Raw genomic sequence first — 18,199 nt, forward strand, 5'->3', positions numbered from 1 at the left:
GGCCGGCGTGATGTTCAGGCGGTGTGTGCCAGGACGTCCTGGCGCCGATCGAGTTGCCGGTAGCCGACCGCCTCGCTCAGATGGCGCGCATCGATGTCGGCGGCGCCGTCGAGATCGGCAATGGTGCGCGCCACGCGCAGGATGCGATGGTGCGCCCGGGCCGACAGGCGCAACCGCTCGCAGGCCGTTTCGAGCAGCCCGGCACAGCGCTCATCGAGCGCGCAGTGCTCGCGGATGCCGTTGATATCCAGGCGGGCGTTGATGCGGCCACGTGCCGACTGACGTTTGCGTGCAAAGAGCACCCGCTCGCGCACGGTCGCCGATGGTTCGCCCTGCGGCAGGTCTTTGAGGGACTGGTGCGGCACGTCCACGTGCAGGTCGATGCGATCGAGCAGCGGCCCGGAAATGCGGTCGCGGTAGCGGCGGATCTGGTCGGGCGTGCAGTTGCAGCGCCCCGAGGGATCGCCCTCGTAGCCGCAGGGGCAGGGATTCATCGCCGCGACCAATTGAAAGGCGGCTGGAAATTCAGCCTGCACCGCCGCGCGCGAGATCACCACGCGGCCGGATTCGAGCGGTTCGCGCAGCACCTCCAGCACGTGCCGGGAAAACTCCGGCAGTTCGTCCAGGAACAGGACGCCGCCGTGGGCCAGCGAGATTTCACCCGGCCGCGGTTTCGAGCCGCCACCGACCAGGGCCACGCCCGAAGCCGTGTGGTGCGGAGAGCGGAACTTGCGCTGCCGCCAGGTGGCCGGGTCGAGCTCGCGGCCGGCGACCGAGGCGATGGCCGCCGCTTCCAGCGCCTCGGTCTCTTCCATCGGCGGCAGGATGCCGGCCAGGCGCGAGGCCAGCAGGGTCTTGCCGGTGCCCGGCGGACCCATCAAAAGCAGGTTGTGGCCGCCGGCGGCAGCGATCTCCAGCGCCCGGCGTGCGCGGTGTTGTCCCAGCACGTCGGCCAGGTCCGGGCCGCTCCAGGTTCTGCATTCCGTGCTCTTGGTGGCGCGCGCCAGCGCCTGCCGACCGTTGAGCGCCGCGGCGACCTCGCTCAGTGATTCGGCCAGGTAGATCTCGGCATCCTCGACCAGGCCGGCTTCCTCGGCATTGGCTCGGGGCAGGACCAGTTTGCGGCCGTTCTCGCGCACCCGCAGGATGGCCGGCAGCGCACCCTTGACCGCGCGCAACCGGCCGGTCAGCGACAGCTCGCCGAGAAACTCCCATTCATGGAGTTCTTCATCGGGCACCTGGCCGGAGGCGGCCAGTACGCCGACGGCAATCGGCAAGTCGAAGCGCGCGCCTTCCTTGGGCAGATCAGCCGGGGCCAGCGATATCGTGGTGCGCCAGGAAGGCAGCTCAAAATCCGAGTTCTTCATCGCCGCGCGCACACGGTCCTTGCTCTCGCGCACGGCCGTTTCCGGCAGACCGACGATGGTCACCATCGGCAGCCCCGGCGAAAGATTGACCTCGCAGAGCACCTGCGGCGCCTCGATCCCGACGGCGGCGCGTGAAAGCACGGTTGCCAAGCCCATGGTGACTCCGCTGTTGAGACTGGGGACAGCTTGCTCCAAGCACCTGCGGCCGCGAAATAGCCGCTTCGCGTGACGGCTTGTAGGAAATTTGCTATTCCGCCAGCAGATCGCGCGACTGCGGCGGCAATTCGGCGCCATTCGCTGGGTGTCCCGATTCCGCTTCCCGATTCCGCTACATCAAAGGGTTATGAGTGGGCGTAATGCCCGGAAGGTGAAGTCTGTTAGTCGCGCTCCTTCTTGAAAAGTAGCGTTAATTGTTGCGACTTGACAACTGCACCTGGGATCTGCCCCGCAGCTAGCCCATGGAAAGCCGGTAATGCTCCAGCCAAAAATCCCCTGCCCAATTCAAGGCAGGGGATATGAGGTTGCTGATGATTTCAAGGGAATGGGTTACGGGCAAGTAAAGGAATACTGATCAAGTGTCGTTCCGTACGGGTTGGTTGTTGCGAGATTCACTTGTACTGGCTGTCCGGAGGAGCAAGTTCCCGTTAAGACCACCGAAGTCGAAGAGTGACCAGTACTCGATGTCCAGCTTATTTCCGGCCACCCTTGTGAATGTATGTTATCCAGCGCGCAGAAAAAATTTTCTGGCGCATGGAGTGTCGTGTCAGGGCAGATAGAAGTGTTCACTGGCGGGTTCACCCCATGTGAGGTTAGCATAGTCAATGAAAATGCGTCAGTGCTGTCATCAGCTGGCCAAAAAAATGTTCTATCCGCTCCGGTCTCACACGTGCTCCCGGCTGGATCCACTCCTACATTAGTTCCTTGTGCTTGTAGTGTGCCAGCCCCCACCCAAGAACCGCCGGAATCCCCAGGTTCAGAGCAGGATCCATTCACTTCAGTTACTCCGTCTATGGTAATGGAGTAAGGATAGTACGGTAAATCAAATGCCTGCTCTGCGTCCCAAGCGTTTATAGTTCCGCAGTGCGGACCTCCGCTCGTCCCACCATATCGACAGACGGTATTACCGATCAGCGCTCGGTCTAATCCCGCCCATTCCGCAGGTATCGAAAAGACACCAGATCCGTAACCTTGAACCTCCGGAACGGGGTTCCAGGCAGACGTAGTATCGACCCAGCCTCTGTCCTCTGGACCCCAATCCGACTGCTGCACGGTTCCTAGAGCTACTTCAGTCGGAGTAACTATATCGTTTCCAACGTAACCGCAGTGTCCTGCCGTGACATAGCCCCCTTCAACGGCAAAACCGGCGGAACATTTGAAGTCCTCAAAAGTCTTATCTGGGTCGCTTGCTCCCCACGTTGAGTTTCTAGTCGGAACCGCCCCTCGAAGTGCGCCGGATGAGAATACGGGCAAACTTGAGACTTCCCTTACATGTACACTATCGCGAATCTGTAAACCGACCATCGCTGCTTCAATGAAAGCAGAATTTTCATCCTTGAAATCGACTTCAACTGCATTGATCCGAGGATTTACAGCGATACGAACTATTGCGTGAGCTAGCCTAGTGTCGGAGGCTAGCAGTGACTTGAGCGCCGTTCGCGCTCTCACAAGATCATCCAGGCTCCGTTGCACCAAAACCGGATCACCGCCCATTCTCTCGACGAAGTCCTCATCATTTCGATCGGAAATAGCAACCTTAAGTGAAAGCGACTCAGCATCAAACCAGCTGCCCGCGTAACTGGCAATCGAAGATGCTTCAATCTTTCGCGCAAAATCTGTTGCCTCAGCTTCTTTAGCTAGTCGTAAAATGGCCTGTTCTTCCGTAGAGCCATATAATTCCTGCACCTGTTTTAGGATATCTGTCTGCTGGCCAATTGTTCCAGCAAGTGCAAATGGCGCGAATAGAATTAGCGCAATAATTATCAGCATTTTTGAATGATCAATTGACTTTTTCACAGTACTTCTCCCAGCCCATTTCCCCTTGTGATTACTTCGGTGTCAGATGAAGGATGTATGCACGAGTTTCTGAACGAGTAAACGGCCGGTTGGGGGTCCGTCCTTCGATCAGTATCATCGAGCCATCGCGCGAAATGCTGCGCGCATTCATGCTGCCCCATTCGCTATCCTTCAGTTCTGGAACCTCCGTCAATGAACGTGACGACGTAATACCGGTGTTTTGGGTCCAAATGAAGGCCCTGGCTAGCAGCCTGTCGTCTGAGTCCACTGTAGCGTAGTGTCCGACGATGATTGAGCCATCGCCGGACATGGCACGTGGAAGGTACGGGGGGTCTTGAATGGCCACTATCGTATCAGGCAATTCGCCGAGAAATCCAAATTCCCCAGTGGGTTTCCAATACCAGGCCTGTCGGAAATGGGGATGATCAGGTAAAGCCAAAGGGGTATCGCCGCCAGCCACCAGGCTGCAGTCAAAATTGCAACTTGTTGCGGGCCCCAGTTGTTGCCCGCTCGGGGTATACAAAAATTGCGGCTCGTTGTCGTTAACCCATCGGAGCCCCGCCGTCCATTCTGATGCGGATCCGTTACTGAAATGCAGGCTATCACCCACTACCGTGCTGCCGTCATTGGAGGCTGCAAATGCCCGCACGATGGGAGTTTCGTCGGACTTGTTCAGCGCGACTTGTCCATTGTCGGCGCTCCAGATCCACGGGACGTCGCCAGAAATATCCGGGCCGCTACCTCGGCCGACCAGGTGACTTCTATCCTGTGACGCGCCCTCCAGGATCGATCTCTCGAAGATCAGGCCCTGGAGTGGTTGCCAACCAGTATCATCCCGCCACCTCTTGAGACGCACGTCTCCACTCGAAACCTTATCCATTGCGAACAGCGCACTGGAGTCTGGAACGATCACCGGGTCAGTGCTGATCAAGTCCGACCCCAATTGGTCCATTGTCTGGTCGCCAAATCGCCAACGGTACACCGTGTTGCCATCAGCCCCACCTACACGTACTGCGATAACCGTTCCGTCATCTGCGATATCACGAGCCTGAATGTTCGTTGGCCCACCGTCATAGACAACGGGGATCTCGGTCACGCTCAACTCATATAGGTCCGAAAGCTGTGGAGGTTTCCATGGACAAGCGGGTTGGCTCAAATGTGTCAGGCGATCAAGGCTCAGCATGCCGAATCCAAATTCGGGGAATTCCGAGTCATACTGCGCTGTTCCACCGCCGCAATCGATATCGAGCGTCAACGAGCCCCACTCGGTGTACTCGATGTCATTGGCATTGAATGCCTCGCCGAATCCTGTCCCCCCGGTCGAATACAACACCGGAAAGTCGATCTTTCCATCCTCGAAGGTGCCAGTGCCAATCATCCAGTACTGGTTACCGTCGAGGTCGTAGCTGAACCAGATCAGTACTGCCTGGTCGCGTGACATCCACTGCAGGGTGTAGCCTTCGCCACTGTGAGTCGGGTCATACCAGGAACCGCTCTGGCCGGCATACTCGCGTACTGGCTGGCCCGGAACACCGTGTATGGGCTGACAGCCTGCCGCCATGGTTTGACTCAAGCGGACCACGGAGATGGTTTCGCTCTGGTCGAAGGCCGCGTAGCTGAACTCACCATGATCGCAATCTGAAAAGCTGAGTATTGCCTCGCCAACCACCTCGTACTCCACTTCATTGGGATCGAAGTTCGGGCCAAATCGTCCGCCGCGGGTCACGGTCAGTTCCGGAAAGATAATCTCGTCGCCGCTGATTTCACCGACATCGATCAGCCAGCGCTGATTGCCCTCCTCGTCGTAGGTGAACCAGTAGAGTAGGGCCGCGTCGTCGCTGAGTATCTCCAATACCAGACCCTCGCCGCTGCGATCGGGGTTGAACCAGTGGGCGCTCAGGCCGGAGGTGACGGAGAACTCTTCGGCAAGTGCGGGTGAAACAGGCAGGATCAGGGCAAAGGCGCACAGCCAACGGCGCAATGCACCTGCGGAGGTCGCAAGCTTCATCGTCAGATTCCTGGGTCGGGATTTCATTTGGATGCGCCAACACCACTTTTGCTATTACCTCGCCCCCCTTTCGAACGTACGCGAGACTTGAACGACAAGTCAAGAATTGTCGAAGAGAACCATCGTGACTCAGGTCATGCTTTTTCGTTGCCCGGCTTGGTGTAGCACGACTCGATACCTGGAATCCGAGCGAAGGATCGCTACGAACAAAGGGGTGCAAAATTAGCGCGATAGCTGGTGGTGTCTCTTCGGCACATGCAAGGGATTGCGGTAGCGCAAATTCTTGTAAAGTAGCGTTAATCGTTGTAATTGACAGCCGCCGCCGACCAGGGCCACGCCCGATGCCGTGTGGTGCGGCGATCGGAACTTGCGCTGCCGCCAGGTGGCCGGATCGAGCTCGCGGCCGGCGACCGAGGCGATGGCCGCCGCTTCCAGCGCTTCGGTCTCTTCCATCGGCGGCAGGATGCCTGCCAGCCGGGAGGCCAGCAGGGTCTTGCCGGTGCCCGGCGGGCCCATCAGCAGGAGATTGTGACCGCCGGCGGCGGCGATCTCCAGCGCCCGGCGCGCCCGGTGCTGGCCCAGCACGTCGGCCAGGTCCGGCCCGCTCCAGGTTTTGCATTCCGTGCTCTTGGTCGCGCGCGCCAGCGCTTGCCGGCCGTTGAGCGCTGCGGCGACCTCGCTCAGTGACTCGGCCAGGTAGATTTCGGCATCGCCGACCAGGCCGGCTTCCTCGGCATTGGCCCGGGGCAGGACCAGTTTCCGACCGTTCTCGCGCACCCGCAGGATGGCCGGCAGCGCGCCCTTGACCGCGCGCAACCGGCCGGTCAGCGACAACTCGCCGAGAAACTCCCATTCATTGAGTTCTTCATCGGGCACCTGGCCCGAGGCGGCCAGAACGCCCACGGCAATCGGCAAGTCGAAACGTGCGCCTTCCTTGGGGAGATCAGCCGGGGCCAGCGATATCGTGGTGCGCCAGGAAGGCAGTTCGAAATCCGAATTCTTCATCGCCGCACGCACCCGGTCCTTGCTCTCGCGCACGGCGGTTTCCGGCAGGCCGACGATGGTCACCATCGGCAGCCCCGGCGAAAGATTGACCTCGCAGAGTACCTGCGGCGCCTCGATCCCCACGGCGGCACGCGACAGCACGGTTGCCAGTCCCATCAACCCGTTCCGTTTAAAGCCTGCCGACAGAATGGATCAGTTCACGTCGTTCTGACGATGGCCGTATGGCGTAGCGTGCTGTAGGAAAATTGCTATCCGTTCTCCAGTCTGATCTTGACATCGGTACGTGATACGTACCACAATACATGCATGATTCGAAGCTTCGGCTGCGACGAAACCCGAAAACTGTTCGAAACGGGTAAGAGTCGCCGATTTTCGGCCATCGCCAAAGTGGCCTTGCGCAAGCTGGATCAGTTGGACAACGTCACCCAGCTTCGCTCATTGGCTGTCCCGCCCGGCAACTGCCTGGAGGCGCTGAAGGGTGATCGAATTGGCCAATTCAGCATCCGGATCAACAGGCAGTGGAGAGTTTGTTTCCGCTGGAGTGACGATGGCCCCGAAGATGTTGAGATCGTTGATTACCATTGAGGTGCGATATGAACAGAGTGACCACACACCCCGGTGAGATGCTTCGGGAAGAGTTCATGGTGCCGTTTGGTCTGTCCGCCCGCGAACTGGCGCGAGCGCTGGATGTTCCCCACAACCGGATTTCTGAACTGGTAGCCGGGCGCCGATCCATGACTGCCGACACGGCCCTGCGCCTGGAGCGCTACTTCGGTATGGAGGCCAGGTTCTGGCTCAACCTGCAGACCGCGCACGATCTTTCGCGTGCCCGAGCAGAAGGACGCTTTGACCACATCGAGCCGCGCGAAGCCGCTTGATGATCGCGAGTCACAGAGCTGACTTCTGCGGAAACTCGAATGAATTCGTGTCTAGCAGGGCTCGGCATCGCTTATGAACAGAGTATTCATTGCAATTGGTTCTACATTCATTCTCTGCTCGATCGCTTTCGGCGGCCTTGCTTCCGAGCGAGCGGGGGCCGGACAAGATGAGCCCCCACGCTTTGCAACGGCTTGTCCATCGGTTTCCGCTGACAGTCGTACAAGAATCGAAAAGGAGATTTCTGGCGTTCTCGGCGATCAGTTACGGCGGTATCACGGAGGAGATGCGCTGCCCCTGAACACCAGTTTGGAACCACTGGTTGATAGCGAGCATCGGAAGGCCTGCGAGTACTTGACGCGCGTGTACAAGAATCTTATTAACAAGACGTACCAGAGGTCCGAGGGTTCCCAGCCGAGCTATGAGTATTCGGTGGCCTATTTTGAAGCGGGCTCATTTTACTTTGTGCTAATCGATATCCATCCGGATCAACTTGTGAGTTCTGATCCAAGGTTTGATCGTGTGGTTATCAGCTCGGCTACAGGTCCGCGAGTGCATCTAAAAGAGAATATGGAACGTGTAAGTGATCAGAAGGGTTTTGTCTATGGGCCCAAGTACCAAAAACTTGTGAACGACCGAATCCGCGAGCGGTTGGAAGGCCATTGATAGTGATCGGCACCAACGGTTCGCTGGTCTTGCACTTCGCCGTTAATTGCATGTTTGCCAATTCAAAGCAGTTTGCCTGAAGTTGCCGGGCGGCTATCATCGAACGACTTTCCGCTTCGGGACGACTGGTGAACATCCATATTCGACTTGCGATTCTGCTGGCGGCGATGACCGTCCTGATGCGGCCGTTAGCCGCGGCCGAGTGGCTGGAGCTGACCGATCTGACCCTGTTCGACGGTACGGGGGAAGAGGCCAGGGCGGTGGAGCGCCTGGTCGTTCGCGATGGCGAGATCGTGGCCATTGACGGGGATGGTGAAGCACTTCAGGCCGGACCGGATGACACGGTGACCCGCATTGACCTGGGCGGGGCGTTTGTGATGCCCGGCCTGATCGATACGCACGTGCATTTGGCCAATTGGCCGCGCCCCAGGGATGAACTGGTCGAGCGCCTGGACTGGGCGCTGGATCACGGCGTGACCGGGCTGCGCGATCTGGGCAGCGACGCGCGAGTGCTGGCCGAACTCCGGCGGGCCGTCGAGCTCGGGCAGGTGCCCGGACCGCGGATTCGTTTTTCCGCCATTTTCGGGGGCAAGACCTTGTTCGATCATCCGGCCATGAGCCAGTCGGCGCCGGGCTTTGCGCCGGGGACTGCGCCCTGGCTGCGTGCCGCCTCGGGTGAGGTCGAATTGCCGGTGCTCGTGGCGCAGGCGCGAGGTGCCGGCGTCGATGCCCTGAAGCTCTACGGCGATCTTGATGCCGAACGGGTCGAGGAACTGGCGGCCGAAGCGCGGCGCCAGGACATGATGGTCTGGGCTCACGCCACGGTGTTTCCGGCATCGCCGCAGGAGCTCGTTGCCGCCGGCGTCCAATCGCTTTCGCACGCGCCTTACCTGGTCTGGGCGGCTGCCGACGAGGTGCCGGCCGACTATGACTATCGAACGCGCGGGCGCTGGGAGGAGGTGGCGCCGGATCATCCCCGCATTCTCGAGTTGCTCGATGCCATGGCCGAAAAGGGTGTGGTGCTGGATGCCACGCTGGCGATGTTTCGCGACATGACGAAGTATCGACCGCCCGAGGGGATCGAGTGGGCCATGCAGGCCTTTGAATGGGGCGTGGCAGTTACGCGCCTGGCGCATGAGCGCGGGGTGGCCGTGTCGGTCGGTACCGATGCCTTCTTCCCGGTCAATGCCCACGCGCCGCCCAATACCCAGATAGAAATGCGCACCCTGGTCGAGGATGTCGGCCTGACGCCGGCCGAAGCGCTGGTGGCGGCCACCCGTAACAGCGCAAGGGCCGCCGGTCTGGATGCGCTGGTCGGGACGGTCGAGGTGGGCAAACGCGCCGACCTGCTGGTACTCGGCGCAAATCCCCTCGATGACATCGCCGCCGTGGGCGATATCCGCTGGGTGATCGTGGACGGTCGCATTCACCGCCGACCGGCGTCCGGAACGCGTCCATGACCCTGCTGTGGATCGTCACGCTCGGCTGGGCGTTCAGCTTTTCGCTGATCGGGGTGTACCTGTCCGGTGAAGTCGACAATTTCGTGTCGGTATTTCTGCGCGTGGTGCTGGCTCTGGCGGTGTTCGCGCCGCTATTGCTGCGCACCCGCGTGGCTGGTCGAACGGCCCTGGCCCTGATGGCAATCGGTGCGGTGCAGATCGGCCTGATGTATCTGTTCCTGTTCCACGCCTATGGCTATCTGAGCGTGCCCGAGCTTTTGCTGTTCACGATCTTTACCCCGCTGTACGTGACCCTGATCGACGAGCTCTGGATCGGCCGGCGTCACCTGCCGGGGCGCTTCTGGCTGGCGGCGGCCCTGGCCGTGGCCGGGGCGGCGGTGATCCGCGTCGGCTCGATCGGCGGGGACTTCCTGTTCGGTCTGGCGCTGGTGCAGGCGGCCAACCTGTGTTTTGCCGCCGGACAGGTCGCCTACAAGCGGCTCGAGCTGGGCGATACGGTCTCTCAGGTGCAGAGTTTCGGCTTTTTCTTCCTCGGCGCCACGCTGGTGGCCGCCCTGAGCCTGCTGCTGTTCGCCGATCATTCCCGCTGGCCGCAGACTTCCCTGCAATGGGGTGTCCTGCTCTGGCTGGGGCTGGGCGCCTCCGGCCTCGGTTACCTGGGCTGGAACCTGGGCGCGAAGCGGGTCAATACCGGTGTACTCGCGGCCATGAACAACATGCTCATTCCCGCCGGCATTCTGATTAACGTCGTGTTCTGGAATCGCGACGCGGACTGGCTGCGGCTGCTGCTGGGCAGCGCCGTCATCGTGGCCGCGGTCTGGGTCTCTCGTGGCCCGTCGATGCCGGCGGGCCGGTACAATACGGGTCATGGAACTGCAAGTAAACGGTGAAACCCGGGAAATGTCCGATAACCTGACGGTGACCGGCCTGCTCGAGGAACTTGGCTACGGTGACAAGCGTGTCGCCGTGGAGCGTAACGGCGAGCTGGTGCCGAAGTCCCTGCATGCGGAGGTCACGGTCAACGACGGCGACCGCATCGAAATCGTCCAGGCCATCGGAGGCGGTTGAGCCATGGCGAGTACCCCTGAAGACCGGCCGCTGGTCATCGCCGGCCGGACCTACCAGTCACGCCTGCTGACCGGCACCGGCAAGTACGCCGACCTGGAAGAGACCCGCGCGGCCACCGAGGCCGCCGGCGCCGAAATCGTCACCGTGGCGATCCGCCGATCCAATATCGGGCAGGACCCCGACGAGCCCAATCTGCTCGAGGTGCTGCCGACCGAACGCTATACCATCCTGCCCAACACGGCCGGCTGCTTCACGGCCGACGATGCGGTGCGTACCTGCCGCCTGGCGCGCGAGCTGCTGGATGGCCATTCGCTGGTCAAGCTCGAGGTGCTCGGCGACAAGCGCACGCTCTTTCCCGACGTGGTCGAGACACTCAAGGCCGCCGAGACCCTGATCGCCGACGGCTTCGACGTGATGGTCTACACCAACGACGACCCGATCCTGGCGCGGCGCTTCGAGGAAATGGGCTGCGTGGCCGTGATGCCGCTGGCCGCCCCGATCGGTTCGGGCCTGGGCATCCAGAACCACTGGAACATCCTCGAGATCGTGGAGAACACGAGCGTGCCGGTGCTGGTCGATGCCGGCGTCGGCACGGCTTCGGACGCGGCCATTGCCATGGAACTGGGCTGCGACGGCGTGCTGATGAACACCGCCATCGCCGGCGCGAAGGACCCGGTGCGCATGGCCCGTGCCATGAAGCTGGCGATCGAAGCCGGCCGCGAGGCCTACCTGGCCGGGCGCATCCCGAAGAAACGCTATGCTTCGGCCTCGTCGCCGATTGAGGGTACGTTCTTTTGAGGTTGGCTGGTTCGCTGGTTAGCTCGTTTGCTGGTTCGACTTCGACATGAATGATCAACCCCGTCTCCGCCGAATCCGTAGCTTTGTTCGCCGACCCGGACGCCTGACGCCGGGGCAGAAGCGGGCGCTTGATGAACTGCTGCCGCGCTACGGCATTGAGCCGGACCTGACCGACCTGCGTACGGCCTTCGAGCGGGAGGCGCCGCTGGTGGTCGAGATTGGTTTCGGCAATGGTCAGGCCCTGGCCTGGATGGCGGCTAACGAGGCCGAGAAAAACTTTGTCGGCATCGAGGTGCACGAGCCGGGGGTGGGGCGCTTGCTCAAGAGTGTCGATGAGGCCGGGCTGGGCAACGTGCGTGTGGCCATGCGCGATGCTGTTGAAGTGCTCGACGAGCAGGTTGTGCCGGCCAGCCTCGATGAAGTCCGGATCTATTTTCCCGACCCTTGGCCCAAAAAGCGCCATCACAAGCGGCGCCTGATTCAGCCCCCGGTTCTGGAGCGCCTTGCCGCGAAGCTGCGCCCCGGTGGCTTGCTGCATCTGGCCACCGACTGGAAACCCTACGCGGAATGGATGCTGGAAGCGCTCGAGCAGGTGCCGGCGTTTGAATTGATGGGCGATGCCTTCGTGCCGCGGCCGGCCTGGCGTCCGCAGACGCATTTCGAGCAGCGCGGCCAGAAGAAAGGCCACGAAATCGTCGATATTCTCTGCCGGCTCAGGAGCGCCGATTGAGCAGGCGTTCGGCGAGCCAGCTCAGGCCCTCCGTGTTTTCTCCGAACTGAGTCAGCGCCTCGGCCGCTTCGGCGGCCAGTTCGTCGATGCGCGCCCGGGCGGCGTCGACCCCGAACAGTATCGGCCAGCTCGCTTTCTGCCGAGACGAATCGCTGTCGCAGGATTTGCCGATGGAGTCGGTATCGCCCTCGATTTCGAGCAGATCGTCGCGGATCTGGAAGGCCAGGCCGACGGCATCGGCGAATCGCGCCAGGGCCTCACGCCGGGCTGGCGCCAGTTCGGGACGAAGCGCGGTGGGCATCATGACGGCGGCCCGGATCAGGGCGCCGGTCTTGCGCCGGAACATGTCTTCCACGGCGGCCTGGTCGGGCCGCTCGCCCTCGAACTTCAGGTCCAGCGCCTGGCCGCCGGCCATGCCGATCACGCCGCAGGCGCGGGCGAGTATCGCGGTCATGCTGTGGGGTGCCTCGGCACCGTCGCCTTCACTGAGCATCTCGAAGGCCAGCGCCTGCAGGGCATCGCCGGCGAGAATCGCCGTGGCCTCGTCGAAGGCGACGTGAACGGTGGGCCGGCCGCGACGCAGCGCATCGTTGTCCATGGCCGGCAGATCGTCATGGACCAGGGAGTAGCAGTGAATGAGTTCGACCGCGGCCGAAGGGGCATCGAGCGCCGCCGGCGCCAGGTCCAGCGCCTCGCCGGTCGCATAGACCAGCAGGGGGCGCAGCCGTTTGCCGCCGTCGAGCGCGGCATAGCGCATGGCCTCGGCGAGTTTCGAGCCGGTCGCCGGCAGCGACTGCAGGCGCTCGGCCAGCACCCGCTCGACGCGCGCGATCAACTCATCGGCGCGAGCGGCGAATGCGGGCTCGGTCATGGGCTGATGTTGATTTCCAGACAGTGCGGGAACCGATCAGTCAAACGGCCACAGCCGGCGCCACAAGCTCGGTTTTTCCTCTGTGCGATCGACATCGCCGTAGTTGTGCTCGAGCACCTGGCGCGTGTCGGCCGCCAGTTGCTCCAATTCGAGCTTGTCGTAGGCGCGTGCCATCAGGTCGAGCGCGTCGATATTGGCTGGCGCCTGTGGATAGTTTTCGATCACGTGTTCGGCCCGGTGGATGGCCGCAATGTAGGCACCGCGGCGAAAATAGTATTCACCGATGACGATGTCCTGCTCGGCCATGATGTTGCGCAGAAAGACCATGCGCTGGCGGGCATCGGCCACGTAGCGGCTTTCGGGAAAGCGCCGGATCAGTTCCTGGAACTCCATGAACGCCTGGCGGGCGCTGGTCTGGTCGCGGTCAACCACCTGCCCCGGGAACAGCTTGCGCAAGAAACCCATCGACTGGTCGTAGTTGACCAGGCCCTTGAGATACCAGGCGTAGTCGACATTCGGATGCGTGGGATAGGTCCGAATGAAACGATCCAGAGAGGTGAGGGCTTGCTCGGAATCTCCCGCCTTGTATTGTGCGTAGGCCATGTCCAGCTGCGCCTGCTCGGCATGGCGACCGAACGGATAGCGGGTGGTCAGCTGTTTGTAGCGGGCAATCGCCTGCCGCCAGGCCTTGGCCTGCAGGGAAGCATGGGCCTCCTCGTAGAGCTGTTCGGCCGGGATGGTGTCGTCGACTTCCTCGCGGTTGCATGCCGAAAGCATAAGAGCCAGTGCGGCGACGATCAGCACGGCCGGACGAAACAGGCGGCGAGTTGAAGCGGGATTCTGCATAATGATCTCGTGTTTGAATATGGCACGCTGCGGCGGGCCATTATGCCATTCCTGCGCCAATCCTGTCCGTCAGCGGCCGACTACATGAATACGCGAGTCAACAAGCAAGACCAGATCGACCCCGCCCGGGCCGGCCAGCGCCTGGATGCGGCGCTGGCTGAACTGTGGCCGGAGTTTTCCAGGAGCCGGATCGCAGGCTGGATACGCGATGGACGGGTGCAGGTCGACGGTGCGGTGGTCAAGCCGAAACTGCGCCTGGCCGGCGGCGAGCAGGTCTTGCTGGACGCCGAACTCGTCGCCCACGCCGAACTCGAACCCCAGGCGATCGCACTCGACGTGCTGATCGACGATCCGGCCTTCCTGGTGATCAACAAGCCGCCCGGGCTGGTCGTGCATCCCGGCTCGGGCAATCGCGACGGCACGCTGGTGAACGCGCTGTTGCACTTCGACCCCAACCTGGCGCCGCTGCCGCGCGCCGGGCTGGTCCACCGACTCGACAAGGACACCAGCGGCTGCCTGCTGATCGCGCGAACCACGGCCAGCCATCGCGCGCTGGTGGCGGCGCTGAAACACCGCGACATCAAGCGCCGCTACCGTGCCCTGGTCTGGGGCGAGATCATTGCCGGCGGCAAGGTCGACGAGCCGCTCGGTCGTCATCCCGTGGATCGGCGGCGCCAGGTGGTGCGCCACGATGGGCGACGTGCGGTCACCCACTACCGGGTGGCGCAACGGCTCAAGGGCGCAACCCTGCTCGACGTTGAGCTCGAGACCGGCCGTACTCACCAGATCCGCGTGCACATGGCGCATATCCGCTACCCCATCATCGGGGATCCCGCTTACGGAAGACGCGGCGCTCCGGCGGGGTTGAGCGAAGCCCAGCGCGCAGCCTGGCAGCGCTTTCCGCGCCAGGCTCTGCACGCCTGCGAACTGAGCTTTGCCCACCCGGAAACCGGCGAGCGGGTCTGCGCCAGAGCGCCACTGCCCGAGGACATGCAGCGACTGATCGACCTGCTGGCCGGCGATGAAAGTCATTGAACCCGACTGGTCGCTGGGCGAGCGGGTCGGTGCTTTCACCACCACGCGCGACGGCGGGGGCGATTCGGAAGTCGACTCCACCCATCCGGCCGGACTGGCCCAAAGGCTGCCGGCCGAGCCGTGCTGGCTCGAACAGGTACACGGTTCGCGCGTTATCCAACTGGACGACTGGCGGGCGGGCATCCAAGCCGATGCCGCCTGGACCGACCGCGACGGCGAGGTTGTGGTCATCAAGACCGCCGATTGCCTGCCCATCCTGTTGGCCGACCGAGATGCCAGCGTGGTCGCCGGGATTCACGGCGGCTGGCGTTCGCTCGCTGCCGGCATTATCGACAACACCCTGTCGGCCCTGCCGGTGCCCGGCACGGAACTGAGCGCCTGGATCGGCCCGGCGATCTGCGGACGCTGCTACCAGGTCGGCGGCGAAGTGCGCGCGGCTTTTGTCGATCACGACCCGGTGCTGGCCGCGGCGTTCCAGGCCGACGCCGATCGCTGGCGCGCCGATCTCAAGTGGATCGCCGCCCACCAGTTGCGCGCGGCCGGCGTATCGGTGTTCGACAGTGGCCGCTGCACCTTCGAGGAGTCCGATGCCTTCTATTCCTTCAGGCGGGATGGGGGGACCGGGCGGATGGCGTCGGTGATCTGGAAGTCTCGATAGCCCTTCGGCGCGGGCTGGCCGTTGGGCGACTTCGACGCAGCCGAGGAACGCAGGTTCGGACGGAAAGAGAGTTTCCGATGTTTGAGCGGAGGGCCGTCAGGCCCGGAGCGAGTTGAGGAAACTCCCGTCCGAACCGAGTACCGCAGGGCATCCCGACGCGAAGCGGCGGGACAAGTCGCGGGAGCGCAACGGCCTGCCCGCGCCGAAGGGCTGTTCCCGCTGCAACGAAGCCAGCTTCCGGGAGGGGCTTTCTTGCGGATATGGGGTACAATGCTCTCCCGGATTCACTGCAGCACGGATGTCCGGGCATGACCTCTCTTATTTTCGTTACCGGCGGTGTCGTTTCATCGCTGGGAAAAGGCATTTCAGCCGCCTCGCTGGGCTCCATTCTGGAAGCGCGCGGACTGCGCGTGACGCTGCTGAAACTCGATCCCTATATCAATGTCGATCCGGGCACGATGAGCCCGTTCCAGCACGGCGAGGTGTTCGTCACCGAGGATGGTGCCGAAACCGACCTCGACCTGGGCCATTACGAGCGCTTTGTGCGCACGCGCATGACCCAGCGCAACAACTTCACCACCGGCAAGATCTACGCCAACGTCATCGCCAAGGAACGCCGCGGCGATTACCTCGGTTCGACCGTCCAGGTCATCCCGCACATCACCGACGAGATCAAGGATTCGGTCAACCAGGCCGTCGAGGGCTACGACGTGGCCCTGATCGAGATCGGCGGTACGGTCGGCGACATCGAATCACTGCCGTTTCTCGAAGCGATTCGCCAGCTCGGCAGCGAGTACGGTCGCCAGGCGCTGTTTATGCATCTTACTTTGGTGCCGTACCTGAAAGCCGCGAATGAGATCAAGACCAAGCCGACCCAGCACTCGGTCAAGGAACTGCGATCGATCGGCATCCAGCCCGACGTGCTGCTGTGTCGCTGCGAACGCATGATTTCCGACGAGGAGCGCAAGAAGATCGCGTTGTTCACCAACGTCTCCTACGAGGCGGTCATCTCGGCTGTAGACGTCGACTCGATCTACAAGATTCCGCTGTTCTACCACCGCCAGGGCCTGGATCGATTTGTGCTCGAGCGGCTCGGTATCAAGGCGCCGCCGCCGGATCTCTCCGACTGGGAAGAGGTGGTCGAGCGCCAGACCCGTCCCAAGCATGAAGTGACCGTGGCAATGGTGGGCAAGTACGTCGAGCACGCCGACGCCTACAAGTCGCTCAACGAAGCCCTGCTGGCCGGAGGCTTCGAGGAGTGGGTCAAGGTGAAGATCAAGCCGGTCGAATCCGAAGAGATCGAGTCCAACGGCGTCGGCATCCTCGAAGATGCCGATGCCATCCTGGTGCCGGGCGGGTTCGGTCAGCGCGGCTTCGAGGGCAAGATATCCGCCATTCGCTATGCGCGCGAGAACGGCATTCCTTATCTCGGCATTTGCCTGGGCTTGCAGGCGGCGGTGGTCGAGTTCGCCCGTAATGTCTGCGGCCTCGAGGGTGCCAACTCCACCGAGTTTGAGCTGGAGGCGAAGCACCCGGTCATCGGCCTGATTACCGAGTGGCTCGACGAGAAGGGCCGGCGCGAGCTGCGCGACGAGAACGTCGACCTGGGCGGTACCATGCGCCTGGGTGCGCAACGCTGCAAGCTGGTTTCCGGTTCGCTCTCGCGCAAGCTCTACGGCGCCGACGAGATCGTGGAGCGCCATCGCCATCGCTACGAGTTCAACAACGCTTACCGTGAGCGCATCGTTGAGGGCGGCATGCAGCTGGTCGGCTTCTCGGTCGACGACATGCTGGTCGAAATGGTCGAACTGCCTGACCACCCCTGGTTCGTCGCCTGCCAGTTCCATCCGGAGTTCACCTCCACGCCGCGCGACGGCCATCCGCTGTTCGCCGGCTTCATTCGTGCAGCGCTGGCGCAGCAGGACAAGGCGAGCGGCAAGCCACCCAGGGCAGTGGAGGCATGAAACTCGCCGGAGTCGAAGTCGGCCTCGACCAGCCGCTGTTCCTGATTGCCGGGCCCGACACCCTGGAATCGGAGGCGATGTGCCTGGAAGTGGCGGGCCATCTCAAGGAAGTCACCCAGCGCCTGGGCATTCCCTACGTGTTCAAGGGTTCGTTCGACAAGGCCAACCGCACTTCGGTCAAGAGCTACCGTGGGCCCGGCCTGGAAGAGGGGCTGAAGATTCTGCAGGCGGTACAGTCACAAATTGGTGTGCCGGTGATTACCGACGTGCACGAAGACACGCCGATCGATGAAGTCGCTGCGGTGGTCGACGTACTGCAGACACCGGCATTTCTGTGCCGTCAGACCAACTTCATCCAGAACGTGGCGCGGGCCGGCAAGCCGGTCAACATCAAGAAGGGTCAGTTCCTCTCGCCCTGGGAGATGAGCAAGGTCGTCGAGAAGGCGCGCGAGACCGGTAACGACGAGCTGATGGTGTGCGAGCGCGGCTTCAGCTTCGGCTACAACAACCTGGTGGTCGACATGCGCTCGCTGGCGATCATGCGCGAGACCGGCTGCCCGGTAGTTTTCGACGCCACCCACTCGGTGCAACTGCCGGGCGGGCAGGGCGAGTCCTCCGGCGGTATGCGCGAATACATCCCGGTGCTGGCCCGCGCCGCAGTCGGCGTGGGCGTGGCCGGCGTGTTCTGCGAAACGCACCCCAAGCCCGAAGAGGCCCTGTGCGACGGCCCCAACTCGATGAGGCTGTCCGACATGGAAGGCCTGCTCGAATCGCTGGTTGCCATCGATCGGGTCGTCAAGTCGCATGGGAATTTGTGAAACCGCAGATTACGCA

Annotated in this window: 18 protein-coding genes; 12 read left to right on the forward strand and 6 right to left on the reverse strand. The window is 62.3% G+C overall.

Features of this window, described 5'->3' with window-relative positions; all coding sequences use genetic code 11:
• Window positions 1-14 precede the first annotated feature (14 nt).
• The 4 genes from G4Y73_RS10130 to G4Y73_RS10145 form a co-directional block, all read right to left on the reverse strand.
• Window positions 15-1,523: a YifB family Mg chelatase-like AAA ATPase gene (locus G4Y73_RS10130; RefSeq protein WP_164231523.1), complete on the reverse strand. Its 1,509-nt coding sequence runs from the start codon at window positions 1,521-1,523 to the stop codon at window positions 15-17.
• A 390-nt stretch (window positions 1,524-1,913) separates the two neighbouring features.
• Window positions 1,914-3,380, reverse strand: coding sequence for a S1 family peptidase (locus tag G4Y73_RS10135; protein ID WP_164231524.1), 1,467 nt, complete (start codon window positions 3,378-3,380; stop codon window positions 1,914-1,916).
• Window positions 3,381-3,411: 31 nt separating this feature from the next.
• A complete protein-coding gene (locus G4Y73_RS10140; protein ID WP_164231525.1) occupies window positions 3,412-5,388 on the reverse strand; it encodes a hypothetical protein in 1,977 nt (658 codons plus the stop codon).
• Between the two features lie 222 nt (window positions 5,389-5,610).
• Window positions 5,611-6,549: a magnesium chelatase domain-containing protein gene (locus tag G4Y73_RS10145; RefSeq protein ID WP_164231526.1), complete on the reverse strand. Its 939-nt coding sequence runs from the start codon at window positions 6,547-6,549 to the stop codon at window positions 5,611-5,613.
• Between the two features lie 150 nt (window positions 6,550-6,699).
• Here G4Y73_RS10145 and G4Y73_RS10150 point away from each other — a divergent pair, with 150 nt between their 5' ends.
• The 8 genes from G4Y73_RS10150 to trmB all read left to right on the forward strand — a co-directional run bounded on the left by G4Y73_RS10150 (window position 6,700) and on the right by trmB (window position 11,991).
• Window positions 6,700-6,978 (forward strand): type II toxin-antitoxin system RelE/ParE family toxin, encoded by a 279-nt coding sequence (locus G4Y73_RS10150; RefSeq protein WP_164231527.1) that lies wholly within the window; start codon window positions 6,700-6,702, stop codon window positions 6,976-6,978.
• An 8-nt stretch (window positions 6,979-6,986) separates the two neighbouring features.
• The gene (locus tag G4Y73_RS10155) at window positions 6,987-7,271 is read left to right on the forward strand and encodes a HigA family addiction module antitoxin (RefSeq protein ID WP_164231528.1); all 285 of its coding nucleotides are present in this window, start codon (window positions 6,987-6,989) and stop codon (window positions 7,269-7,271) included.
• 73 nt (window positions 7,272-7,344) lie between these two features.
• Complete coding sequence (locus tag G4Y73_RS10160) at window positions 7,345-7,935, forward strand: hypothetical protein (protein ID WP_164231529.1); 591 nt, start codon at window positions 7,345-7,347, stop codon at window positions 7,933-7,935.
• 128 nt (window positions 7,936-8,063) lie between these two features.
• Complete coding sequence (locus G4Y73_RS10165) at window positions 8,064-9,395, forward strand: amidohydrolase family protein (RefSeq protein ID WP_164231530.1); 1,332 nt, start codon at window positions 8,064-8,066, stop codon at window positions 9,393-9,395.
• Window positions 9,392-10,285 (forward strand): EamA family transporter, encoded by an 894-nt coding sequence (locus tag G4Y73_RS10170; protein ID WP_164231531.1) that lies wholly within the window; start codon window positions 9,392-9,394, stop codon window positions 10,283-10,285. Before G4Y73_RS10165 ends, G4Y73_RS10170 begins: the two co-directional genes overlap by 4 nt.
• Complete coding sequence (gene thiS / locus G4Y73_RS10175; protein ID WP_164231532.1) at window positions 10,263-10,463, forward strand: sulfur carrier protein ThiS; 201 nt, start codon at window positions 10,263-10,265, stop codon at window positions 10,461-10,463. Before G4Y73_RS10170 ends, thiS begins: the two co-directional genes overlap by 23 nt.
• A 3-nt stretch (window positions 10,464-10,466) precedes the next feature.
• On the forward strand, window positions 10,467-11,261 hold the full coding sequence (locus tag G4Y73_RS10180) for a thiazole synthase (RefSeq protein WP_164231533.1): 795 nt from the start codon (window positions 10,467-10,469) through the stop codon (window positions 11,259-11,261).
• A 46-nt stretch (window positions 11,262-11,307) separates the two neighbouring features.
• A complete protein-coding gene (trmB, locus tag G4Y73_RS10185) occupies window positions 11,308-11,991 on the forward strand; it encodes a tRNA (guanosine(46)-N7)-methyltransferase TrmB (protein ID WP_164231534.1) in 684 nt (227 codons plus the stop codon).
• Here trmB and G4Y73_RS10190 read toward each other — a convergent pair.
• The gene (locus G4Y73_RS10190; protein ID WP_164231535.1) at window positions 11,975-12,862 is read right to left on the reverse strand and encodes a farnesyl diphosphate synthase; all 888 of its coding nucleotides are present in this window, start codon (window positions 12,860-12,862) and stop codon (window positions 11,975-11,977) included. The two genes, trmB and G4Y73_RS10190, sit on opposite strands and share 17 nt — an antisense overlap.
• Before the next feature lie 36 nt (window positions 12,863-12,898).
• On the reverse strand, window positions 12,899-13,708 hold the full coding sequence (locus tag G4Y73_RS10195) for an outer membrane protein assembly factor BamD (RefSeq protein ID WP_164231536.1): 810 nt from the start codon (window positions 13,706-13,708) through the stop codon (window positions 12,899-12,901).
• A gap of 84 nt (window positions 13,709-13,792) precedes the next feature.
• Between G4Y73_RS10195 and rluD the strand changes: the two genes are divergently transcribed.
• The 4 genes from rluD (at window position 13,793) to kdsA (ending at window position 18,183) form a co-directional block, all read left to right on the forward strand.
• The gene (rluD, locus tag G4Y73_RS10200; RefSeq protein WP_164231537.1) at window positions 13,793-14,743 is read left to right on the forward strand and encodes a 23S rRNA pseudouridine(1911/1915/1917) synthase RluD; all 951 of its coding nucleotides are present in this window, start codon (window positions 13,793-13,795) and stop codon (window positions 14,741-14,743) included.
• Window positions 14,730-15,401, forward strand: a complete 672-nt coding sequence (pgeF, locus tag G4Y73_RS10205) for a peptidoglycan editing factor PgeF (protein WP_164231538.1) — start codon at window positions 14,730-14,732, stop codon at window positions 15,399-15,401. Before rluD ends, pgeF begins: the two co-directional genes overlap by 14 nt.
• Before the next feature lie 308 nt (window positions 15,402-15,709).
• Window positions 15,710-17,365 (forward strand): CTP synthase, encoded by a 1,656-nt coding sequence (locus tag G4Y73_RS10210; protein ID WP_205596595.1) that lies wholly within the window; start codon window positions 15,710-15,712, stop codon window positions 17,363-17,365.
• Window positions 17,362-18,183: a 3-deoxy-8-phosphooctulonate synthase gene (gene kdsA / locus G4Y73_RS10215; protein WP_164231539.1), complete on the forward strand. Its 822-nt coding sequence runs from the start codon at window positions 17,362-17,364 to the stop codon at window positions 18,181-18,183. Before G4Y73_RS10210 ends, kdsA begins: the two co-directional genes overlap by 4 nt.
• The last annotated feature ends 16 nt before the right edge of the window (window positions 18,184-18,199 follow it).

It is taken from the genome of Wenzhouxiangella sp. XN201 (assembly GCF_011008905.1).
Lineage (GTDB): Bacteria > Pseudomonadota > Gammaproteobacteria > Xanthomonadales > Wenzhouxiangellaceae > Wenzhouxiangella.

Excerpts from the sequence above, each read along its gene's own strand:
- G4Y73_RS10130 (WP_164231523.1), bottom strand. The coding sequence starts at position 1,523 with ATGGGCTTGGCAACCGTGCTTTCACGCGCCGCCGTCGGGATCGAGGCG.
- G4Y73_RS10140 (WP_164231525.1), bottom strand. The coding sequence starts at position 5,388 with ATGAAGCTTGCGACCTCCGCAGGTGCATTGCGCCGTTGGCTGTGCGCC.
- G4Y73_RS10145 (WP_164231526.1), bottom strand. The coding sequence starts at position 6,549 with ATGGGACTGGCAACCGTGCTGTCGCGTGCCGCCGTGGGGATCGAGGCG.
- G4Y73_RS10150 (WP_164231527.1), top strand. The coding sequence starts at position 6,700 with ATGATTCGAAGCTTCGGCTGCGACGAAACCCGAAAACTGTTCGAAACG.
- G4Y73_RS10155 (WP_164231528.1), top strand. The coding sequence starts at position 6,987 with ATGAACAGAGTGACCACACACCCCGGTGAGATGCTTCGGGAAGAGTTC.
- G4Y73_RS10160 (WP_164231529.1), top strand. The coding sequence starts at position 7,345 with ATGAACAGAGTATTCATTGCAATTGGTTCTACATTCATTCTCTGCTCG.
- G4Y73_RS10170 (WP_164231531.1), top strand. The coding sequence starts at position 9,392 with ATGACCCTGCTGTGGATCGTCACGCTCGGCTGGGCGTTCAGCTTTTCG.
- thiS (WP_164231532.1), top strand. The coding sequence starts at position 10,263 with ATGGAACTGCAAGTAAACGGTGAAACCCGGGAAATGTCCGATAACCTG.
- G4Y73_RS10180 (WP_164231533.1), top strand. The coding sequence starts at position 10,467 with ATGGCGAGTACCCCTGAAGACCGGCCGCTGGTCATCGCCGGCCGGACC.
- trmB (WP_164231534.1), top strand. The coding sequence starts at position 11,308 with ATGAATGATCAACCCCGTCTCCGCCGAATCCGTAGCTTTGTTCGCCGA.
- G4Y73_RS10190 (WP_164231535.1), bottom strand. The coding sequence starts at position 12,862 with ATGACCGAGCCCGCATTCGCCGCTCGCGCCGATGAGTTGATCGCGCGC.
- G4Y73_RS10195 (WP_164231536.1), bottom strand. The coding sequence starts at position 13,708 with ATGCAGAATCCCGCTTCAACTCGCCGCCTGTTTCGTCCGGCCGTGCTG.
- rluD (WP_164231537.1), top strand. The coding sequence starts at position 13,793 with ATGAATACGCGAGTCAACAAGCAAGACCAGATCGACCCCGCCCGGGCC.
- pgeF (WP_164231538.1), top strand. The coding sequence starts at position 14,730 with ATGAAAGTCATTGAACCCGACTGGTCGCTGGGCGAGCGGGTCGGTGCT.
- G4Y73_RS10210 (WP_205596595.1), top strand. The coding sequence starts at position 15,710 with ATGACCTCTCTTATTTTCGTTACCGGCGGTGTCGTTTCATCGCTGGGA.
- kdsA (WP_164231539.1), top strand. The coding sequence starts at position 17,362 with ATGAAACTCGCCGGAGTCGAAGTCGGCCTCGACCAGCCGCTGTTCCTG.